This window comes from unidentified bacterial endosymbiont (assembly GCF_918797525.1).
Lineage (GTDB): Bacteria > Pseudomonadota > Gammaproteobacteria > Enterobacterales > Enterobacteriaceae > Enterobacter.
Window position 1 is genome coordinate 1,534,950 of sequence record NZ_OU963893.1, and the last position, 20,922, is coordinate 1,555,871.

The 20,922-nt window shown below is 51.5% G+C and carries 15 protein-coding genes, 1 tRNA gene and 2 pseudogenes; 7 read left to right on the forward strand and 11 right to left on the reverse strand.

Going from position 1 to position 20,922, the window contains the following annotated elements:
• Positions 1-15: 15 nt before the first annotated feature.
• Positions 16-360 carry a DUF2502 domain-containing protein gene (locus NL510_RS07335; protein WP_253383014.1) on the reverse strand — a complete coding sequence of 115 codons (345 nt, stop codon included), beginning with the start codon at positions 358-360 and terminating at the stop codon, positions 16-18.
• Between the two features lie 126 nt (positions 361-486).
• Complete coding sequence (gene mgrA, locus NL510_RS07340; protein WP_253383017.1) at positions 487-1,485, reverse strand: L-glyceraldehyde 3-phosphate reductase; 999 nt, start codon at positions 1,483-1,485, stop codon at positions 487-489.
• Between the two features lie 177 nt (positions 1,486-1,662).
• Between mgrA and ipdC the strand changes: the two genes are divergently transcribed.
• On the forward strand, positions 1,663-3,321 hold the full coding sequence (ipdC, locus tag NL510_RS07345) for an indolepyruvate decarboxylase (RefSeq protein ID WP_253383024.1): 1,659 nt from the start codon (positions 1,663-1,665) through the stop codon (positions 3,319-3,321).
• Here the strand turns inward: ipdC and NL510_RS07350 are convergent, their stop codons facing one another.
• The gene (locus NL510_RS07350) at positions 3,322-4,557 is read right to left on the reverse strand and encodes an ion channel protein (protein ID WP_253383026.1); all 1,236 of its coding nucleotides are present in this window, start codon (positions 4,555-4,557) and stop codon (positions 3,322-3,324) included.
• Between the two features lie 205 nt (positions 4,558-4,762).
• Between NL510_RS07350 and glk the strand changes: the two genes are divergently transcribed.
• A complete protein-coding gene (glk, locus tag NL510_RS07355; RefSeq protein WP_253383027.1) occupies positions 4,763-5,728 on the forward strand; it encodes a glucokinase in 966 nt (321 codons plus the stop codon).
• Positions 5,729-5,764: 36 nt separating this feature from the next.
• Here the strand turns inward: glk and NL510_RS07360 are convergent, their stop codons facing one another.
• Entirely contained in the window at positions 5,765-6,496 is a 732-nt protein-coding gene (locus NL510_RS07360; RefSeq protein WP_253383034.1) for a LytR/AlgR family response regulator transcription factor, read from the reverse strand.
• Positions 6,497-6,509: 13 nt separating this feature from the next.
• Positions 6,510-8,207: a sensor histidine kinase gene (locus NL510_RS07365; RefSeq protein ID WP_253383042.1), complete on the reverse strand. Its 1,698-nt coding sequence runs from the start codon at positions 8,205-8,207 to the stop codon at positions 6,510-6,512.
• A gap of 384 nt (positions 8,208-8,591) precedes the next feature.
• On the opposite strand from NL510_RS07365, the gene alaC reads away from it, so the two are divergent.
• The gene (alaC, locus tag NL510_RS07370; protein ID WP_253383044.1) at positions 8,592-9,815 is read left to right on the forward strand and encodes an alanine transaminase; all 1,224 of its coding nucleotides are present in this window, start codon (positions 8,592-8,594) and stop codon (positions 9,813-9,815) included.
• 70 nt (positions 9,816-9,885) lie between these two features.
• Here the strand turns inward: alaC and ypdK are convergent, their stop codons facing one another.
• Both ypdK and lpxP read right to left on the reverse strand, forming a co-directional pair.
• The gene (ypdK, locus tag NL510_RS07375; protein ID WP_099458937.1) at positions 9,886-9,957 is read right to left on the reverse strand and encodes a membrane protein YpdK; all 72 of its coding nucleotides are present in this window, start codon (positions 9,955-9,957) and stop codon (positions 9,886-9,888) included.
• A gap of 336 nt (positions 9,958-10,293) precedes the next feature.
• Positions 10,294-11,211 (reverse strand): kdo(2)-lipid IV(A) palmitoleoyltransferase, encoded by a 918-nt coding sequence (gene lpxP, locus NL510_RS07380; protein WP_253383046.1) that lies wholly within the window; start codon positions 11,209-11,211, stop codon positions 10,294-10,296.
• A 690-nt stretch (positions 11,212-11,901) separates the two neighbouring features.
• Here lpxP and tssL point away from each other — a divergent pair.
• The 3 genes and pseudogenes from tssL to NL510_RS07395 all read left to right on the forward strand — a co-directional run bounded on the left by tssL (position 11,902) and on the right by NL510_RS07395 (position 15,803).
• Positions 11,902-12,576: a type VI secretion system protein TssL, short form gene (tssL, locus tag NL510_RS07385; RefSeq protein ID WP_253383048.1), complete on the forward strand. Its 675-nt coding sequence runs from the start codon at positions 11,902-11,904 to the stop codon at positions 12,574-12,576.
• A pseudogene (locus NL510_RS07390) lies at positions 12,573-13,832 on the forward strand (OmpA family protein); the annotation flags it as partial. The gene tssL and the pseudogene NL510_RS07390, both read left to right, overlap by 4 nt.
• A gap of 504 nt (positions 13,833-14,336) precedes the next feature.
• On the forward strand, positions 14,337-15,803 hold the full coding sequence (locus NL510_RS07395) for a glycosyltransferase family 39 protein (RefSeq protein WP_366518939.1): 1,467 nt from the start codon (positions 14,337-14,339) through the stop codon (positions 15,801-15,803).
• An 885-nt stretch (positions 15,804-16,688) separates the two neighbouring features.
• Here the strand turns inward: NL510_RS07395 and NL510_RS07400 are convergent.
• The 3 genes and pseudogenes from NL510_RS07400 to NL510_RS07410 all read right to left on the reverse strand — a co-directional run.
• A pseudogene (locus NL510_RS07400) lies at positions 16,689-16,889 on the reverse strand (Arm DNA-binding domain-containing protein); the annotation flags it as partial.
• A gap of 169 nt (positions 16,890-17,058) precedes the next feature.
• A tRNA-Arg gene (locus tag NL510_RS07405) sits at positions 17,059-17,133 on the reverse strand.
• A gap of 75 nt (positions 17,134-17,208) precedes the next feature.
• On the reverse strand, positions 17,209-18,138 hold the full coding sequence (locus tag NL510_RS07410) for a formate/nitrite transporter family protein (RefSeq protein WP_253383050.1): 930 nt from the start codon (positions 18,136-18,138) through the stop codon (positions 17,209-17,211).
• Between the two features lie 315 nt (positions 18,139-18,453).
• Between NL510_RS07410 and mlaA the strand changes: the two genes are divergently transcribed.
• Positions 18,454-19,206: a phospholipid-binding lipoprotein MlaA gene (gene mlaA / locus NL510_RS07415; protein WP_253383052.1), complete on the forward strand. Its 753-nt coding sequence runs from the start codon at positions 18,454-18,456 to the stop codon at positions 19,204-19,206.
• 44 nt (positions 19,207-19,250) lie between these two features.
• Here the strand turns inward: mlaA and fadL are convergent, their stop codons facing one another.
• Positions 19,251-20,585 (reverse strand): long-chain fatty acid transporter FadL, encoded by a 1,335-nt coding sequence (fadL, locus tag NL510_RS07420; RefSeq protein ID WP_494546344.1) that lies wholly within the window; start codon positions 20,583-20,585, stop codon positions 19,251-19,253.
• Positions 20,586-20,922 lie beyond the last annotated feature (337 nt).

Here is a 20,922-nt window from a genome sequence, read left to right on the forward strand (position 1 = left end):
AGCCCCTTTTTACAATCAGTGATGGCCGTGACCGTGTCCATGACCTTTACCGTGACCCCAGCCGCCCCGGCGGTCATCACGGTCGCTCCAGCCTTCGCGGTAGCCGCGCTCGTAGGCTCTACGATTGTCCCAACCGCGGTGGCGGCCATTGTCATGCTTCCACCAGCGGTCTTTGCGCCATTCATAATGACGATGCCAGTAATCGCGGTCGCGCCAGCCACCGCCATCCCAGTAGTTACCATAATTGTCGCGATCGCCAATATGCAATTTAATGGATGGCAACAGGGTGATCTCGCCTGCAGTGGCGATTAGCGGGGCCGAAGCCAGCAACACCGCTGCAAGAATCAGTGACCTGAACATACTCTTCTCCTTCACGACCGGGGCCGATGTGCGGCCTGTTAACTCAATATTACGAATGGGTAAACCATCGTTACATCGCCTCAACTCCTAATTCATGAATGAGAGCATTTTTTGCTAAAAAAGAGGTTATGTTGGGCTGCTGAGGAGGGATTCTATGGTCGCCAGTTCATCAGCTGAGAAAAGACGATTCTCCAGCATGCCCGCGGCATCATCAATCTGGGCGGTTTTACTGGCGCCAATCAGCACCGAGGTCACCGCGTCGTGGCGTAAAATCCAGGCCAGTGCCATCTGCGACAGCTTTTGCCCGCGCTTTTCCGCTACCGCGTTCAGCTTGCGCACTTTTTCCAGCCTCTCTTCGGTTATCTGATCGGGATTCAGGAATTTACTGCCGCTGGCGGCGCGTGAATCTTCAGGAATACCGTTCAGATAGCGGTTAGTCAGTTGTCCGCCAGCCAGCGGCGAGAAAGGAATACAGCCGACGCCCTGTTCCTGTAACACTGCCAGCAAACCCTCTTCAGCGCCACGCTCAAACAGGGAATATTTGGGCTGATGGATAAGACACGGCGTACCGAGATCGTTCAGTATCTCAATAGCCTCACGCGTCCGTTCCGCAGGGTAATTAGATAAGCCCACGTACAGCGCTTTACCCTGTCGCACGATATGATCCAGCGCTTTCATCGTCTCCTGCAGCGGCGTTTGCGGGTCAGGACGATGATGATAAAAGATGTCGACATATTCCAGCCCCATGCGGCTGAGGCTCCTGTCCAGGCTTGAGATCAGGTATTTGCGCGAACCCCAGTCCCCGTATGGGCCATCCCACATGGTATAGCCCGCTTTAGTGGAGATGATCAGCTCATCGCGCCAGGGGAGAAAATCTTCCTGCAAAATGCGCCCGAAGTTACGTTCGGCTGATCCTGGAGGCGGGCCATAGTTGTTGGCAAGGTCAAAATGAGTAATACCCAAATCGAAAGCGCGGTGTAAAAGCTGGCGGCTATTTTCGATAAGCGTGGCGTCGCCAAAATTGTGCCAAAGCCCGAGCGAAACGGCAGGTAATTTTAGCCCGCTCTGTCCACAGCGGCGATATTGCATTGTCTGATAACGATTCTTGTCTGGCTGATAACCCATTCTCGTAACCTCTGATGCAGAAAAAAACAGTGTATACGTTTACACTAACCTGAAGAAATGGAGAATAACGCAGCTTTTTTGTAAAGCATTCTTTCCATGCCTGCTTAACGTCCTTCTGGACAGCCATCACGCTTCCTTAATACTCAAAGTGAGGTCAACGACTTAAGGACACCTGTTATGCAAACCCCATACCGCGTCGCCGACTACCTGCTGGGCCGTCTTACGGAGTGTGGCGCAGACCATCTGTTTGGCGTACCGGGCGACTACAACCTGCAGTTTCTCGACCATGTGATAGACAGCCCTGATATCTGCTGGGTGGGCTGCGCCAATGAGCTAAACGCTGCTTACGCCGCCGACGGCTACGCCCGGTGTAAGGGCTTTGCCGCGCTATTGACAACATTTGGCGTAGGGGAACTGAGCGCCATGAACGGTGTAGCCGGCAGCTTTGCAGAGTATGTGCCGGTATTACATATCGTGGGGGCGCCGGGTACGGCGTCACAGCAAAAAGGGGAGTTAATGCACCACACGTTAGGGGATGGTGAGTTCCGGCATTTTTATCATATGAGCGAGCCAATCACCGTTGCCAGGACGATATTGACTGAACAAAATGCCTGCTATGAAATTGACCGTGTGCTCACCACAATGTTACGGGAGCGCCGCCCGGGCTACCTGATGTTGCCTGCCGACGTGTCAGAAAAAAGCGCCACCCCCCCTGTAAACGCTCTCACGCTTAAGCCCGAGCAGGCCGACGTTGCCTGTCTGAACGCTTTTCGCGAGGCGGCGGCGATCAGGCTGGCGAAGAGCAAACGCCCGGCGCTGCTGGCCGATTTCCTGGTACTGCGCTATGGCCTTCAGAGCGTATTACAGCAGTGGGTAAAGGAGGTGCCGATGGCCCATGCCACAATGCTAATGGGCAAAGGGATCTTCGATGAACGGCAGGCCGGTTTTTACGGTACCTACAGCGGTTCAGCAAGTGAAAGCGTAGTCCAGCAGGCGATTGAGGGCGCAGACACTGTGCTCTGCGTCGGGACGCGTTTCGCCGATACCCTGACAGCGGGTTTTACCCATCAGCTCAGCGCCGTACAAACGATCGAGGTCCAGCCTCATGCTTCCCGCGTCGGGGAAGTCTGGTTTACCGGTATCCCGATGCATCAGGCTATTGAGACGCTGGTTGAACTGAGCAAACAGCATCTTCACGACGACCATATGCCCTCCGCCAGGCGTGATCGTGCTTTCCCACCGCCGAATGGCGCGCTCTCCCAGGAAAACGTCTGGAACACCCTGCAAACTTTTATTCGACCGGGTGACATCATCCTCGCAGACCAGGGCACCTCGGCGTTTGGCGCGGCTGGTTTGCGCCTGCCCGCCGATGTGAACTTTATCGTCCAGCCTCTCTGGGGGTCGATTGGTTATGCGCTGGCGGCGGCCTTCGGTGCACAAACGGCCTGTCAAAACAGGCGAGTCATTGTGCTGACCGGCGATGGTGCGGCGCAACTGACCATTCAGGAACTCGGCTCCATGCTGCGCGATAAACAGCATCCGATCGTTCTGGTACTGAACAACGAAGGGTACACCGTTGAAAGGGCGATCCACGGGGCGGCGCAGCGCTATAACGACATTGCGCTCTGGAACTGGACGCAAATCCCACGGGCGCTCAGCCTCGATCCTCAGGCCGAGTGCTGGCGCGTCAGTGAAGTGGGTCAGTTTGCGCAGGCGCTGGAAAAAGCAGCGAGCCACAATCGGCTATCGTTAATTGAAGTGATGTTGCCAAAAGCCGATATTCCGCCGCTATTGGAGGAGGTATCGAAAGCGCTGGAGGCGCGCAACCGGGCCTGACTACCTGTCGTTTTTCCAGGCCAATAGCATGGGTTTGCCCGCCAGCAGAAGCCAGGCGGGCAACATCACGATACAGAGTAAGGGAAAAAGTGTGGAGTCGGGCACGACCACGGCGGCCATAAAAAGGCTTAGCCATGCATCGCGCGTCACTACCAGCACCAGGCCAAGAATCGAACACGAAACGGTGATGGCCGCTGGAACAGCATCGACATGTTCATGTAGCATAAGTCCCAGCGCTACGCCGATAAATACCGCCGGGAAGATCCGCCCGCCGCGAAAGCCGCACGCCGCCGCCACAACCAGTGCCGCCAGTTTGACCAATGCGAACAGCAGATAATCGGAAACGCTAAACACCTGGCTGAACGCTAACTGTTGCATCTCGTCCAGCCCTTTAAACAGGGTCACCGTTCCGCCAATAGCACCTAAAACCCCGAGAATTAAACCCCCGGTCCCCAAAATCAATACCGGATGTTTAAGCTTATGCATCTGACGGTGCAGGCGCGGTAGACACCATACCGCCACCATCCCCAGCGCAATAGCAATGACCACCACCACCGCGCCGCTGAAAATGTCGGCGACCTGCATCTGGCCGTAGTGGGGCAAGGCGAGGGAGAAATGCGGGTGGAAAAACAGGCTGGTGGTCAGGGCGCCTGCTGCCGCGGCCATCAGCGGGGCAAAGAGTTTATCCCATAGTGGTACGTCATTATTACTGGTGAGGGTTTGGGAAAAGATCAGTGCTGCCGCGACGGGGGTACCAAATAGCGCGCCGATAGTGCCGGCAGAGGCCAGTATCGTCCAGTCGAGGGCCCCAATCCGGGGGAAAATGCGCGCGCCAAGAAACACCGCCAGGCCAATATTCACCGCCATGATCGGGTGCTCGGGGCCCAGGCTAACGCCACCCGCCAGCCCCACAATCAATGCGATGATCAACCCCGGCAGAGCAGAGGGATTGACCGGCGCGCCAATAAGCGGCTCCTGCGCAGGGTCGGGGCCAGCATGGCCTGGGCTGTAGCGAATCACCATACCCACCACTATGCCGGTTAGCGTGAGCATCATAATAATCCACGCCGGAGATTCAGGGCTGAAACCTAAATTTGCAGGAAGGGCAGTCCACAGCATCGTTTGCAGTACCGAGGCGACTTTCACCACGACGATAAGCACCAGACTTGAGGCAACGCCAATTATGAGCGCCGGAATTGCCAATAACAGCATAGTTCTGGCTCGCGGATGGAGCATGATGATTTCCTTGTAAAAAATGCTATGTCATTACTTTGCACAATCAGCATTATGGCAATAGTGCAAAAGGTGCTGAAACGGTAAAGTTATTCTGTGATGAGGATCGATAATCCAGGGGCATTCACCTTCCGGTCGTTGTTGTTATCACGCCTTGAATTTACAGTGTCTCAAAGATTTATTTTGACTTTAGCGGAGCAGTTGAAGAATGACAAAGTATGCGTTGGTAGGTGATGTGGGCGGCACGAACGCGCGCCTTGCATTATGCGATGTGAGCAGCGGTGAAATTTCCCAGGCGAAAACCTATTCCGGGCTGGATTACCCAAGCCTGGAGGCCGTTGTGCGCGTATATCTGGATGAGCATAAGGCCAGCGTTGAAGATGGCTGTATTGCCATTGCCTGTCCGATAACAGGCGACTGGGTGGCGATGACCAACCACACCTGGGCCTTCTCAATTGCCGAAATGCAAAAAAACCTCGGCTTTGCGCATCTTGAGATCATCAATGACTTTACCGCGGTATCGATGGCTATTCCGATGCTCAAGCCAGAGCATCTGATCCAGTTTGGGGGTACTGCGCCCGTTGAAGGTAAGCCGATTGCCGTTTACGGGGCCGGCACCGGTCTGGGCGTTTCGCACCTGGTTCACGTTGATAAGCGTTGGGTCAGCCTGCCGGGTGAAGGCGGCCACGTTGACTTCGCGCCAAATAGCGAAGAAGAGGGCATCATCCTTGAAGAATTACGTTCTGAGATAGGCCACGTGTCTGCCGAGCGTGTCCTCTCCGGCCCGGGGCTGGTGAACCTGTATCGGGCGATTGTGAAATCGGACGGACGCCTGCCGGAAAACCTGCAGCCAAAAGATATTACTGAACGTGCGCTGGCGGATAGCTGCACCGACTGCCGCCGCGCCCTGTCGCTATTTTGTGTGATTATGGGGCGTTTTGGCGGCAACCTGGCGCTTAATCTCAGCACCTTCGGTGGCGTCTATATTGCGGGCGGGATCGTACCGCGCTTTCTCGACTTCTTTAAGGCATCCGGTTTTCGCGGCGGTTTTGAAGATAAAGGGCGTTTTCGAAGCTACGTGCAGGATATCCCTGTATACCTGATTGTACACGATAACCCAGGGTTGCTGGGCTCAGGCGCCCATTTGCGCCAGGTGCTGGGTTATATCCTGTGATCGCTCTCCCCTCTGCGAAAGGAGAGGGGAGACCTTTCAAAGGTGCATGAGCTGACGGAATTCTTTGACCTTGCTGCGGCTCACCGGCACCTGAAAATCAAGATCCTTCAGGCGTAAAATGTAGGTGTTGTTGAACCACGGCTCTATCTCGCGGATCTTAATCAGGTTTACGCAATACGAACGGTGGCAGCGGAAAAAGCGTGCGGCTGGCAGCTTGCTGCAAAATTCGGTCATGTTCATCGCCATCACGTAAGACTCGCGGCGCGTATAAACAAACGTCATCTTCTCATGCGCTTCGGCGTAGTAGATATCGTTGACGGGCGTCACAATGATACGTTCATCCTTGACCAGATTAACGGTGTCATTTTCCCGCACGGTAGGGCTGGCATTAGCCGGAACGGCCTGCTGCTGCCAGGCGGTCTCGAGCTTTTGCAACATGCTGATAATGCGTGATTCCTGATAAGGCTTAAGGATGTAGTCAAAGGCGTCCAGCTCGAAGGCCTCTACGGCATGCTCTTTCCAGGCGGTAACAAAGACGATAAATGGCTTATGGGCAAACTGATTGATATTTTGCGCCAGCAGCACGCCGTCCAGCGACGGGATGTTGATATCGAGAAAAATGGCATCGACCCGGTTGTGCTGCAGGAATTTGAGCACGTCCAGGCCATCGTCAAAGGTGCCTGCAATCTCCATCTGGCTGTGCGTATTGATAAGCCAGCTTAGCTCCTGTTGAGCCAGAATTTCATCTTCTACAATGATGACTTTCATCTGTTACTCCGGCCTACGGCAGCAAGGATATCGGCGCATGAACGGCAACCCGTTCATGCGGAACGTAAAACGCAATTTCAGTTCCCGGCTCAAGGCGACGAATATGCAGCCCCTCGCCGTACAGCAGTTTGACCCGGTGATGCACATTCAACAGGCCAATTTTATTGCCCGGCATCTCATTGGACTCAACGCGTTCAATCACCTTCGGGTCAATACCATGGCCCGTATCACGCACCGCAATACGAACCCGGTTGCCGCTCTCGGTTACGCTGATGGTGACCACGCCTTTCCCTTTACACGGCTGTATACCGTGGACAATCGCGTTTTCGACCAGCGGCTGGATCAGCAGGCTCGGGATCACGCCGTTCACCTCTTCATCAATATCGTAAATCACCGTGAGTTTATCGCCAAAGCGCGCTTGCTCAATCGCAATGTAGTCTTTGATTTGATAAAGCTCTTTTTTGATGTCTATCTGCTCGTCATCGTTAAGCTCGATGTTGTAGCGCAGATAGCGTGAAAGATTGAAAATCAGCTGGCGCGCGGTGTCCGGATTCAGGCGAATGGACGAGGAGATCGCATTCAGGGCGTTAAACAGGAAATGGGGATTGATCTTACTTTGTAGCGCGCGCAGCTCCGCCTTATTTGCCATCTCGCGCAGCTGTTCTGCACGGGACACCTCCAGTTGGGTGGAGATGATTTGCGACAGCCCAATGGCCATCTCCTGCAGCGTGGAGGTTATCTGGTGCGCGTGGCAGTAGTAAATCTTTAGCGTGCCTGTCACCACGCCTTTCTCCCATAAAGGGATGACCAGCATAGAGTGAATTTCAGGGGTTCGGTGGGCTTCATCGTTGTTTTTAATAATGATTTTCCCGTAATTGATCGCCTTGCGGGTGGTGGGGCTAATTGTGTCGTCACTGTCACGATAGTTATCTTCCCCGACGCCAACGTAGGCCAGCACATGGTCAATGTTAGTAATGGCAACGGCATCAGCATGTATATCGCGGCGGATAATATCGCAGACCTGGCGCAGGGATTCGGCGTTTACGTCCCGGAACAGCGGTAGCGTTTTGTTGGCAATATCGAGCGCCAGCTTAGCCTGACGCGCGGCGCTGGCCTCTTTTTCCCCCTCGACGCTTTGCACCAGCAGTACGATAAATCCGATGCAGACGCTGCCGAGGATCATCGGTACACCGATTTTTGACACAATATCCAGGCCCAGCGCGGTTGTCGGTGCCCAAACCACGACCAGGATCATCGTCAGCGTCTCGCACATCATGCCTGCGACGATCCCGGCGCGCCAGTGCTGCTTTTTGGGGATTTTACGGTTAATCCAGCCGGAGAGCCCTCCGGCGATAATACTGGTGATAAAGCAGGGGATCGCCGTCACCCCGCCGATATCAATCAGATAACGATGCGTCCCGGCAATCAGGCCTGTAATAATGCCTACCCAGGGGCCAAATAAAATCCCGCCAGACATCACCGCAATGACACGCACGTTGACCAGCGACCCCTCTACAGGAACGCCGGACCAGGTACTGAACAGGGCAAACAGCGAAAAGATGGCGGTAACGGCCAGCAACTCTTTTGGCGAATGCGCAGACTTATGCAAAAGCTCGCGGAACAGGCGAATGCGAATGAGGAAGAACAGGCAGATTAGCATTAATGCCGCGCGATCAAAGACCGCCAGCAGCATAGTGAATATTTCGTGCACAAGTGAACCTGGGAAAACGGGAAACAATCATGATAGAAAACCTGACGCCTGTTGACCAGCTATCCGTCAGGTTTATCAAATGAGGAAAAACCATAACTTGCAAAGGGGATCGAAAGCGCATTGTCGGTTTATCCCCTTTTTGGCTGTCGGAGAACAGTCAGGTAACGGATTTGATAGCATTGTGTTAATCAACAAGTATTAAATCAGGCTTACTGCTACATCGCTTCCGCTTTTCTCGGCACCAGGGGTCCTGTTTTAGCAAGAGATGTTTTTTTCACATTCGCTCTCGACAGCACCTTTTTTTTCAGGTTATTTTCTAAACATGCCGCATCGGTGGCAGCGTCGCTCGGATGGTCCGGGCGCTCACGTTAATCTGAGGAATCTATGGCTGAATTCAGTCCTGAACGTCGTTTTACGCGTATCGATCGTCTCCCCCCTTATGTTTTCAATATTACAGCGGAACTGAAAATGGCTGCGCGTCGGCGTGGCGAAGATATTATCGATTTCAGCATGGGCAACCCTGACGGCCCAACGCCCGCGCATATCGTTGAGAAGCTCTGCACGGTCGCTCAGCGTCCGGATACCCACGGCTACTCAACCTCTCGCGGTATTCCTCGATTACGCCGCGCCATTTCCCGCTGGTATCAGGATCGCTACCAGGTGGATATCGATCCTGAAAGCGAAGCCATTGTTACCATTGGCTCGAAAGAGGGGCTGGCCCACCTGATGCTGGCAACTCTTGATCATGGCGATACCGTGCTGGTGCCCAACCCAAGTTACCCGATCCATATCTACGGTGCGGTGATTGCTGGTGCGCAGGTGCGTTCCGTGCCGCTGGTGGACGGTGTCGATTTTTTTAACGAACTGGAACGCGCCATTCGTGAAAGCTACCCAAAACCAAAGATGATGATCCTCGGCTTCCCGTCGAACCCAACGGCGCAGTGCGTGGAACTGGAATTCTTCGAGAAAGTTGTCGAGCTGGCTAAACGTTACGATGTACTGGTCGTGCACGATCTCGCCTATGCAGACATAGTGTATGACGGCTGGAAAGCGCCTTCCATTATGGAGGTGCCAGGCGCGCGCGATGTGGCCGTTGAGTTTTTCACCCTCTCGAAAAGCTACAATATGGCAGGCTGGCGTATTGGTTTTATGGTGGGTAACAAGACGCTGGTCAACGCGCTGGCGCGCATCAAAAGTTACCACGACTACGGTACCTTTACGCCGCTTCAGGTGGCGGCTATTGCTGCGCTGGAGGGCGACCAGCAGTGCGTCCACGATATTGCCGCGCAGTACAAACGTCGCCGTGATGTGCTGGTGAAAGGCTTACATGAAGCCGACTGGATGGTGGAAATACCCAGGGCGTCGATGTATGTCTGGGCAAAAATTCCTGAACCGTATGCGGCGATGGGATCGCTGGAATTCGCCAGGAAGCTCCTGCAGGATGCGAAGGTCTGCGTCTCTCCCGGCATTGGTTTTGGCGAATATGGCGACACGCATGTGCGCTTTGCTTTGATAGAAAACAGCGACCGCATTCGTCAGGCGGTGAGGGGCATCAAGAGTATGTTCCGGGCCGACGGGCTCCTTTCTGGTAAGAGCACGGTGGAATAGCCCCTGTCGTAATAACGCAAAAAAAACAGGCGCCACGGGTGACGCCTGTTTTTAAACTGTGCTTGCTTCGCTAGATCATCAGGGCAAAGGTTCCGGCCCACACCAAAACAATCACCGAAATGCCCATAAAGAAATATTTCACGTTCATCGCTCCGCGTATCTAAGGGTACGCACTTAAAAACCGAGTTCACCTGATGATAGAGCTGCAATTGAGCAGTCCACATGCCGCTAATTTCAGCTCAGAATTCTGTGCTTTCCTGTTGCCAGATGGCGCTAATGTACGCCTAAAAATTAGGGGTGACAAGAGGGGGATTTTTTAAATACTTTCTGATAGTTACGAGTGTCGGGGAACGGCGACAGTTTGATTTCAGCGCGCAATAAATCATCGTTGAGCGACGCATTAGCGGAATCGTTATTGAAGGTAATGACAGGTGATTGAAAAGGTTAGTTTCTTAGGGAAACTAACCTTGTGAAGGGGTTAGATATAGAGTGAAGATTCGCCTGGTGGGCGCGTTTTAAAGCGGCGATGCATCCACAAATACTGCTCAGGCGCCCGCATAATTTCTTTTTCTATCACTCTATTGATGAATGCGGCGGCTTCACCTTCCTCAGCAGGATAGTTAGCCATCTCAGGTGAAATATGCAGACGATAGCCGGATTTGTCCGCTTTTCTCACCATCGTCACTGTTAACATTGCTGCCCCTGAGAGACGGGAAATTACAAAGGTACCGTTTGTTGTCGCAACATTTTTAACCGCAAAGAAAGGGGCAAAGCTGCTGCCTTTACGCCCGTAATCCTGATCAGGCGCAAACCAGACGGCTTCACCTTTTTTCAAGGCACCCACCATACCGCGCAGGTTATTTCGGCTGATCATGGCTTTATTAGAACGCATACGACCGCGCGTTTGCACCCACTCCATTACCGCGCTGTTATGCGGGCGATAGGTTGCCATCATCGGCTGACAAATGCCCATTACACGTCCGCCGAGTTCCAGCGACATAAAGTGAACGCCGACAACCATCACGCCACGATTTTGCGCCTGTGCACGTTTTAAGTTTTCCAGTCCTTCGACATCAAACCATTTACGCACTCGTTCATCAGACCAGAACCAGGCCATACCGGTTTCAAGCAAGGCCATACCGATAGATTTGAAATTTTCTGCAATCAGCTTTTCGCGCTGCTGGGCATTGTACTGCGGAAAGCAAAGTTCGAGATTTTTAAGGGCAATAGATTCTCGCCGCTTAAGGAAAAACCGCGATGCGCTGCCCAGTTTAGAGCCCAGGATACGGATGACAGGGTAAGGAAGCTGAACCAGCAACCAAAGAACCCCAAGACCAAACCACGTAAACCAGTAACGCGGGTGTAAAAACGCGCGTGTAAATTTGGATTGAGACAAATTGTAGAACCTATGTAAAGCCTGTGAAAGTAACGCCTGAGGCGAAACCACGTGCTAAGTAGACCGTAAGACAAGGTCATGGTTGCAGGCTTTACCGATCTTTACGGCGTTACCTGGCCATTACTGACGTTGGGTGGATAGCATAATGTAGCATCCTTTATACGGTATGTGCTATCGATCGTTTTTGACTAAAAAAGCGCCAGTCGATGTGATGTTTGATTCCGCTCTGAATTTTCCTCTCATCCGCCTCTCGCCGTCCGCAGGCTTCCTCAAAGGGAATGTAACAATCACATTTAGCTGGGTATTTTGAAGAATTAAGCATTGATCTAAATCAATAATAGTGGTGATTTTTAATATTATTCTCAAAGCTTTAGCTTTTTCGCTATAAATATTGGATTTTATGAGGTATGTCAGTGTCTTTTACTGAATGGCCAGAACAAAATATCATTAACATTTAGAGGAAAATTCTTAAGAAATTTCTTATCAAGGAGGAAAGGTCGGTAAATTTGATCTTGAGTCGACCATTATTCTATCATCGCCCGGGAATAAGTTTTGTCTGAAAGCGTAAATGGCGACAATAAAGGATGACAAATGGCTGGCAGTTTGCGGAATGAAAAGAGGGTCGGTGACGATCTTTATGCCGGGCATGTTGGGAGAATATGAATGTGAACGGACTGCGGTACTAAGAACATGAGCGACAAACCGCTGTGGGAAATCGATGCATTGCTGCAAGACACCTGGCTGCAAACCATTAGTCTGCGCCACGGCCCCTCTTTTCACGATGGAGAAGGACGGGTGTTGTGGGAACGCTGCGTAGAAGATGTGGAGCGTGTTCAGGAGAGGCTTAAAGCCGCAGGAATGAGTGATGACAACTGCCAACATATCCTTTATGCGCAATGCGCCCTTCTTGATGAAGCTGTAAAGGGGCGTGGAGTCGAAGATGATGCCTTCATACAGTGGTATGACACATCGCTGCAGGAACATTTTGCCGGAACAGGGGATGTGGGTAATAAGCTTTGTAACCGTATGCGGGAGGTTTTACATGAGCCTGCGCCGGATATCGCGGTGCTGATCTGTTTTCACCGCGTCATGATGCTGGGTTTTCTGGGCGTTTACCGTTCACTCAACGATCCGCAGAGAAAGAAACTGGTTGATGCTTTGAACGTACTGGTTCCGCCGTTTACTTATCCGCAGACGCATCCCGTGCTCGCTGACGTACCGGCTGGCCGGGGAGCAAGGGGGATATTGTTCAGCTGGCCGGCATGCGTCCTGTTCAGCGTTCTGCTGCTGGTAGCGCTATGGTATGGGCTGGACCTCTGGCTGGATCGGACGCTGAGCGCTCTGTTGTCAGGAGTAAAAAAATGAGTTCAGCACAGTACCGTCTGCTGGCACTATGGGCAATGCTCCTTACGGCCATCATTTGCTTTGCGTTTCTCCCGGTTTCCATGCTGGTTGCGCTTCTGCTGACGCTGAGCGTCTGGAGCCTTATTATTGGCTTTGCGGTCGGTCAACGTGATAAAGAACGGTCGGATATTGTGCTGGATAACCTGCCTGATGCGGCATATCGCCAGCCTGTGGTGCTGGTTTGCGGCGATTTAACCCATCCCTGGCCGCAAAATAGCCCCGTGTTGATCGTCAGCCAGGGATGCTGGATCAGGGTCGATAATCATCAGGATCTCGACCGCGTGGCTCGCCAGCTGCTGTGGCTTCGCCCTGAATGGGGGCCACAACTGTCGGTGATGGTTGCCATTTGCCCTCAGCAGCACACGGATATGGCGCTGATGACCCGCCGTCTGCTCTCACTGCGCGGGCAAATCTGCCAGTTGCGCAAAGAAACAGGTCAATCCATTCCTTTGGTATTGAACGGGCAGGAGGGAAGCGCGATGACCAACGATGTACTGTGGCAGGCGGCGTTACCCGGTGAGGGCGTCTGGGTCTGGCGGGCATCTCAGGTATCATCATCTATTGCGTCGTGGGTTACCACGGGTGGCACCATGGCGATGCAACAACAGGTTCAGATGAATAGCCTGATGAGCTGGTTCTATCGACATGTCAAAGCCGTGTTTATCGATGCAACTACGGATATGCCTGTCGTTATGCCCACCGCCGTGCTCTGGGGGTTAATGCCACGCCTTGACGGCGCGCGCGATGGCTCCGTCTGGACCCGCTGGTTATCAGATCTGACAGCGTTGAACCGGGTGACGGGCTGGCAGCCAGCCAGTGAAGGGGCGACGAGCGCCTCGCTGCCCGACTTTATTCTCCCGCTACTCCCGGACAGTACTGGCCTGACGCCGCGTCAGCGCGTCAGGCGCTGTGCATTAAGTCTGTTCACTCTGGCAGGTGTCTTAGCCCTGCTCAGTAGCGCATGGAATAACCATGCCCTTATCCAGCGTATTGGCTTTGATATCGCCCACTATAACCGTATTCCCATGACCGACTATGGCCCGAAAGCCGCTGCCGTATCGGTTCTGCGCCAGGATGCCGACCAGCTTAATAATTGGGCGCGCAACCCCGAGCCGCTGAGGATGAGTTTAGGGCTGTACCAGGGAGAGCGTCTGGTTATGCCGGTTCTGGAAGCTATCCGCACTTATGTACCGCCCCCGGTGCAGGAACCTGCGCCGTAATCTGTATTTTAAAGTGATTTAAGCCTGTTTATATCCGTCATACTTCAAGTTGCATGTGCGTTGGCTGCACGCGTTCACCCCAGTCACGTACTTATGTACGCTCCCGGGGATTCACTCCCTTGCCGCCTCTCTGCAACTCGAATTATTTAGGGTATATCTATTTTGGATTTTCACCTTCATGCGCAAAGCCATAGGCTGGATTATTTTTTTTCTAAAAAGAAAGATTGCTTCCTCTCTTTTAATCGTATGAAGAAACGGGACATGAGTGGTAAACCTGAATTACCCATATTGTAGTGCAACACGTAAAGTGTGGGTAAAGTATGATGGTTTTGGATATCAGTTGAATGGCTTTAGGCTCTGTTTCTTTAACAAATTACGACCATCGGTCTTTTACCTTAGGCTGCTTTTAATCGTGCCATTAATTGGTTTTTGTTTAACTGAGATATACGATGGCTTCTCCAGAATAGGAAACGGAATTCATTATTTTATCAGGGGAAACTCTTGACTACGGTACGTTTAATTGGGTGGGTGAGCTTATATGCTTTCTTTTGGACCCTGGCAACAATCTATCTGGACCCTGCAGTTCCCTACGACGCCGTGGAAGCACTGAACTGGGCGCAAAATGCTGAGTGGGGATCACCGAAAAATCCCTGGCTGGTAGGTATGGTATGGCGTCCGGCACTCTGGTTTCCGGCGATCTCTTTAAGCGCTTACTGGTATATCACACATTTTCTGGCAATTGCTGTCGGGATGGCTGGTTGCTGGTTTCTCGCCAGATACCTCAGTAATAGTAACCGTCTGGCCTGGCTCGCGCTGTTCACTCTTAATCTGTCCGGAATCATCAACTTCGATATAATTAGTTATAATGATAACTATCTACTTGTTATGCTGTGGCCATGGATGACGCTGTTCTTCTTTATGGCGATAACTCGCCACCCTGCATGGTGGCTGCTATTTGCATTAACCGCCGGATTGGGAACAATGGCCAAATATTCGACACTGGCATTTGTAGGTGCGGTATGTATCGCGACACTGGTTGTACCAAAGATTCGGATGTGTTACCGGCAGCCAATATTCTATGTGGCGCTTCTTACTGGTTTCGCAATTATCGTTCCAAACTTCTTCTGGTTGCAGCAGCATGAATTCGCTGCGTTTAACTGGGTGGACTCACAGATAAGGCGGGAGTTCAATCCAGGGATATTTTTAAAGCTGCTCACTATTTATTATCCGCTACTGGTTTTATGGTGGATATTGCGGTTGAAAAAAATTCAGCTCAGATGGCCAACCGAAACTAATACAAGCGTCCTGATATTGGTAGTCTTGCTACCTCAGGTATTGATTTGGTTGTGGTTTATGTTTCATCACGGAGGACGGCTGACGGAATGGCTTCAGCCTTTTTTCATACTGTCACCGGCACTCGTTGTCGCCTGCGCCGTCCCCCCTGTGGCACAAACGTTAAGAGGTCCTGCTTTAGTACTCATGAGTACCGCTGTGTTGGTTCTGCTTGGATACAGCCTGGTTATGGCAACGAATGTGCGGGGGGCGGGGCAAAAAATGCGTTATATCATCCCGTTCAGCCTTGAAGTTGAGCAACTGTGGCAAAAGCGTTACGGTACTCCTCTACGTTATGTAGGCGGGGAACACCTGGCTGAGTGGCTTACTTTTTATGCACCGTCCAGGCCCAAAATCATCACACCCTGGAGTAATAAAGTAAAACCTAATATCTATAACGCTGATATCAGACTCTCCGACATACATCATTCGGGAGCATTACTCATCGGCAAGTCAGAGGATAATTGCACTCTCAGTTCGTTTACTCATGTGCTAGCGCTGTGGCCGCAGCTGCGACTTGATGCTATAAGCAAGATAGCGATTACGGAGGATAACCAACATAGCAGTTATCCTGTCTGCATAGGGTTTATAAAACCGGTCACTGAAACAAAAAACGCTCCGGTATCGCCACAGTAACTGCCTGTTTATAATGACTGCCCTGATCGCTGTGGAAGATTACTCCGACGGGCTTGCCGTGCGTTTCAGCGCTTTCATGGTGCTGGTGAGAACCCCGGTTCTTTCATGAGCGCCCATCTGGTAGCCTCTCTGAGGTGCCATTGTGGCAATGCTTTTGCTCTGGCCGAACCGGGGCTGATGCCATGTAGTTCAAATACCTGACTGCCTAATTCAGGCCGTCCGATCAATGGCGTTGGGGTAGGGCTCAACGGTCTTCAGGTCATAGCAGGTATTTTGGTGATTGGAGCTTCCCTTGCGTCAGGGGCAATCATAGGGACAGCCTTTGGAGGCATGTTGGTTTTGCATGGACTTAACGGTTTGCGAACCTTGTGTATGGCAAAACCGACAGCATAGGGTTACTTAAACAGGGTTATGTTCGCGGTATCATATCAAGGAAATGAGTAGGAAAGCGCCATTCATTGAAGTCTACAATGACACATGGGTCATTAAGTCATTATCTGATACCTACAATGAATGACCATGCTTTTTCATGAACCTGTAAGCTTTAAATGCAGGTTTCAAAGGTACGAATATATATATAAAATAACGAAACCTGCTACAGCGTAATTGAAGGCGCAACAAGGTTTTCTTGTGTACCACTGCAAATGGTATAAATGAGTCCTGCGAGAAAAATTGCTATTAATATCATGGCAAGCAGGAATTTTTTCTTTAACTGTGAAAGGCTGCTGGTTTTTTTTAGAAATAGTCCCTTACGCTAACGCTTGCGCATAAAATATATGCTTTGTAATTCCTATGAGAACTGAGCTTGTTAATTATTGGGTTCAGTTGAGGTGATATTTTTCAGTTTCCATCATTCTTCGTGAAGTTAATGCTGTTCTCACCGAACCGCTGCCTGGCTTCTGATAACGTGACCTCAGGATACACACCGAGTGCAAGAATCTTTTGTTTGCTACCAAAGCGATACTGAAAACGCCAGTATTTGGAACCGTTTGGGGTAATCAAAAGATGTATACCATTACCGTCTGTCATTTTGACGGGCTTCACAGCAGCCTTCGCATTCCTTACCTTTAACTCAGTGAGCGGCATAGTAAAAATCCTCGGCTGATGGTATCTGCATTATCGAACCAAACATACCAGCAATTGTACCAACATGGCACTGTGGATTTTGTGAGACTACTGGAGACGCGGGTGGACTATGAAGCTGAGTTAACTAACTGAATAGATTAAATAAAGTGGACGTTGAGAGACGAGCATTTGGTGTCCCCTGCAGGAATCGAACCTGCAACTAGCCCTTAGGAGGGGCTCGTTATATCCATTTAACTAAGGGGACGAGGCGGCACGAGTATAACGTTATTTCCACTGTGCGTTAAGCTCATCGCCGCCTGACTGCTCAAAGAGTCACCATTCAGGCCGATTTTTTTGCCTTTTTATCATTTTCTTCCTGAGCCTTAAGCTCAGCCTTGCGCTTGTTGGACATATCGTTGCGGATCTGCGCATGGCTTAGCAGCGCGAAGATAAAGGTCCCGCCGCAAATATTACCGGCAAGCGTGGGCAGGGCAAACGGCCAGAAAAAATCGCTCCAGTGAAGCGTGCCGTTAAAGACCAGATACAAAATTTCAACGGTGCCCACCACAATATGGGTTGTATCCCCCAGCGCGATTAGCCAGGTCATCAAAATGATGACCACAATTTTTGCGCTCCCCGCCGAGGGAAACATCCACACCATAGTGGCGATAATCCAGCCGGAGATTATGGCATTGGAAAACATCTCTACAGGTGTATTCTTCATCACATCCATGCCGATCTTTACAAACGCATCGCGGGTGGGTTCATCGAATATCGGCATATATTCAAACGCCCATGCCGCGATGCCTGTACCAATGAGGTTCCCCAGCAAAACCACGCTCCACAGGCGCATCAGCAAACCGAAATTACCGAGAGTTGGGTTTTGCATAACCGGTAATACGGCGGTGACGGTGTTCTCAGTAAACAGCTGTTGACGCGCCATAATGACAATAATAAAGCCGAAGGTATAACCAAGATTTTCCAGTAAAAATCCGCCGGGCACACCCTCCAGCTGTACATGAAAAATCCCTTTAGCCAGCAGTGAAGCGCTCATGGATAAACCGGCTGCAACAGCTGACCACAGCAGCGCCATGGCATCACGCTCCATCTCTTTTTCGCCGTCCTGGCGAATATGCTCATGAATGGCCATTGCCCGCGAAGGCAGGCGATCTTCATCAACCTCTATCTTCTCCCCACGGTTTTTCTCCTCGCTTTCAACTTCGACTTCTTCATTTTGCTCGCCAATTTTTTCTTCCATAACGTCCTTCATATCCGCTCCGACAAAAAAAGCTTTCTTTTAAGCGTAGCGGCTTTTAATGAATTGCCCGTGGGGATGCTCTTAAATCGTCGTCAATGGCAATAAAGGCGATACATCTCTTTCAAAGTCATTATAAAATCACCCGCGAAACGAATTGCAAAAGCCAGGCTATGCTGAGATTAGCGTGACGGTGGTTTCTACCCGTCATTGTGCTCATAGACATCGGTAACCGTGCTGTTACAATCGCTTGCACGTTTACAGGCGGAGCGTCACACGCTCCGTTACGGATGGCAATCAACGATAGCCATACTGAACAGGGAGACATTTATGAAACTTCGGCTGTCGGCGCTTGCGCTGGGTGCAACGATGCTTGTGGGCTGCGCCAGCTCTGGAGAACAAACGGGACGCTCAGATCCTCTCGAAGGATTTAACCGTTCTATGTATAGCTTTAACTACAACGTACTGGATCCCTATGTGGTTCGCCCGGTCGCAGTGGCATGGCGTGATTACGTTCCGCAGCCTGCGCGTAACGGGTTAAGCAATTTCACCAGTAACCTGGAAGAACCTGCGGTAATGGTGAACTTCTTCCTGCAGGGTGACCCTTATCAGGGGATGGTGCACTTTACTCGCTTCTTCCTGAACACCATTCTGGGGATGGGCGGTTTTATCGATGTAGCCGGTATGGCAAACCAGAAGCTGCAGCGTGAGCAGCCACACCGTTTTGGTAGCACCTTAGGGCATTATGGCGTGGGTTATGGTCCTTATGTTCACCTGCCATTCTATGGCAGTTTCACCGTCCGTGAGGACGGCGGCGATATGGTGGATACCCTTTATCCGGTGCTGTCGTGGCTGACCTGGCCGCTGTCGATCGGTAAATGGACGGTTGAAGGGATTGAATCGCGTGCGCAACTGCTCGACTCCGACGGCCTGCTGCGTCAGTCCTCGGACCCGTACATTCTGGTGCGTGAAGCGTATTTCCAGAATCGCGACTTTATTGCGAACGGCGGTAATCTGAAGCCGGAAGAAAATCCAAACGCGAAAGCGATCGAAAACGAATTAAAAGATATTGATTCGGAATGAATGAAAAAGGTGAGCAGCGCTCACCTTTTTCATGTATGCGCGAATTAGAACGCGTAGTTGAAGTTCATACCGTACAGCCACGCTTTCCCTTCAGAAGAGAATTCATACGGGCCTTCCTGGAAGGTCACTTTCTGACCATGCATATAAGAGATACCGGCATCGATTGAGGCATCTTTGTTAAATGCATAGGTTGCACCCGCGCTCAGCCAGAAACGATCCTGATCCGGAATTGAGATAGAGCGCTTATTCGCCGGAACCGGGCTATCATCAAATGCGATACCGGTACGCAGCGTCCAGTTGTCATCCATATAATAGGTTGTACCCAGCGCAATACGGTAAGCATCACGGAAGCTTTCATCTTTATAGAAGAGAGTATCGCCATTGCTGTTCGTCGCTTTCAGCTCCTGGAACTGGCTCCAGCTGGTGTAGGTCAGGCTATAGTGAACCGCCCACTGTGGCGCCACTTTATTGTAACCGGACACTTCCCACATCTCCGGTAAGTTAAGGCTCAGAGAACCCCCCGTGGTGCGGCCGTCGGTGCCCATTGGCAGGCCGAAGCTACCGAGGATCTGATTATAAGCGGAAGGCAGGCTGCTCTTATAATCGCCGTCGAAGTCGATTTTCACTTCAGACCGGTAGGTAAAGCCGTAACGGTTGTTTTTATCGATTTCATAAAGAATACCGGCGTTCCAGCCAAAGCCCCACTCGTCACCCTTCAGATACGCTATCTGAGAATTGGCAGGGATCCCCGCTACCTGCTGTGCCAGGCCTGGTATTGGCGGCAATGCGCCTGAGCCTGCAACGATTTGTCCCAAATCGCCCGCGTAGCGCTCAATCTTCGCTTTGGCGTAAACCGCATCAAAGCCGACGCCAAAACTCCAGTGGTTATTAAGACGATAAGCACCGCTCAGGTTAAGGTTTAACGTTTCGAGGTCGGTTGTACCGCCGTAGGCGCCTGCGGCGTAGTTATTATTAAACTCGGTCGCCAATCCATAATTAGAGGTAACGGATGCGCCCCAGCCAAATTGATCGTTAATCGGTGCCACGAAATGCAGGTTTGGAACCCATGCCGTTGGTGCAATGTTGTTCGCATTCAGGCTCGCGCCCGTTGGGGAACGACCGGACACATCAACACCCGGATCAACAAAGATGGCGCCGGCGGAGAAGGTTGGACGATCAAACATCATGATCAGTGCAGGGTTACGGCTTGCGTTACCTGCGTCATCAGCAATTGCACCTTCCCCGGAATACGCGCGGCCAAGGCCAGAGGAAGAAAATTCGTTTAGCTGAAAGCCCGCTGACCAGGCGGACGTAGAGACGATTGCCACTGCGACTGCCAGCGCAGTCTTTTTAAACAGGGTTTTCTGGCTCATGACCATAACCTCATTGAGTTATTTTTATTCAATAATTGTTACATACCGTAACAGGAACGCGAAGTGTAGGGTCTGCGGTATGACATACAAATCAGACCAGTGGCGAGAGTATAGGTCTGACCAGCTGGTATGTTGCAAGTTTGTTTATTAATATTTTCACACATGTTTCTTGAAACGGGATCTGAGTGGCAAAATTGTGTCCATTGCGACTCATCCGAAAAGGTGGTTTTTGTTTTAGATCATTTTTTAGTGTGATATTGGTCACTTATCCCGTTTGGGGTCATTAACGGCTGGAGAGCGACAGCATCGCGGCGTAAAATAGCAGCAACGTGTTTATCTCGCG

What these genes read in the sequence shown, in the direction of transcription:
- NL510_RS07410 (WP_253383050.1), bottom strand. Translation starts at nt 18,138, where the DNA reads ATGAAGGACGTTATGGAAGAAAAAATTGGCGAGCAAAATGAAGAAGTC.
- fadL (WP_494546344.1), bottom strand. Translation starts at nt 20,585, where the DNA reads ATGGTCATGAGCCAGAAAACCCTGTTTAAAAAGACTGCGCTGGCAGTC.
- glk (WP_253383027.1), top strand. Translation starts at nt 4,763, where the DNA reads ATGACAAAGTATGCGTTGGTAGGTGATGTGGGCGGCACGAACGCGCGC.
- ipdC (WP_253383024.1), top strand. Translation starts at nt 1,663, where the DNA reads ATGCAAACCCCATACCGCGTCGCCGACTACCTGCTGGGCCGTCTTACG.
- mgrA (WP_253383017.1), bottom strand. Translation starts at nt 1,485, where the DNA reads ATGGGTTATCAGCCAGACAAGAATCGTTATCAGACAATGCAATATCGC.
- NL510_RS07335 (WP_253383014.1), bottom strand. Translation starts at nt 360, where the DNA reads ATGTTCAGGTCACTGATTCTTGCAGCGGTGTTGCTGGCTTCGGCCCCG.
- tssL (WP_253383048.1), top strand. Translation starts at nt 11,902, where the DNA reads ATGAGCGACAAACCGCTGTGGGAAATCGATGCATTGCTGCAAGACACC.
- NL510_RS07350 (WP_253383026.1), bottom strand. Translation starts at nt 4,557, where the DNA reads ATGCTCCATCCGCGAGCCAGAACTATGCTGTTATTGGCAATTCCGGCG.
- alaC (WP_253383044.1), top strand. Translation starts at nt 8,592, where the DNA reads ATGGCTGAATTCAGTCCTGAACGTCGTTTTACGCGTATCGATCGTCTC.
- mlaA (WP_253383052.1), top strand. Translation starts at nt 18,454, where the DNA reads ATGAAACTTCGGCTGTCGGCGCTTGCGCTGGGTGCAACGATGCTTGTG.
- NL510_RS07360 (WP_253383034.1), bottom strand. Translation starts at nt 6,496, where the DNA reads ATGAAAGTCATCATTGTAGAAGATGAAATTCTGGCTCAACAGGAGCTA.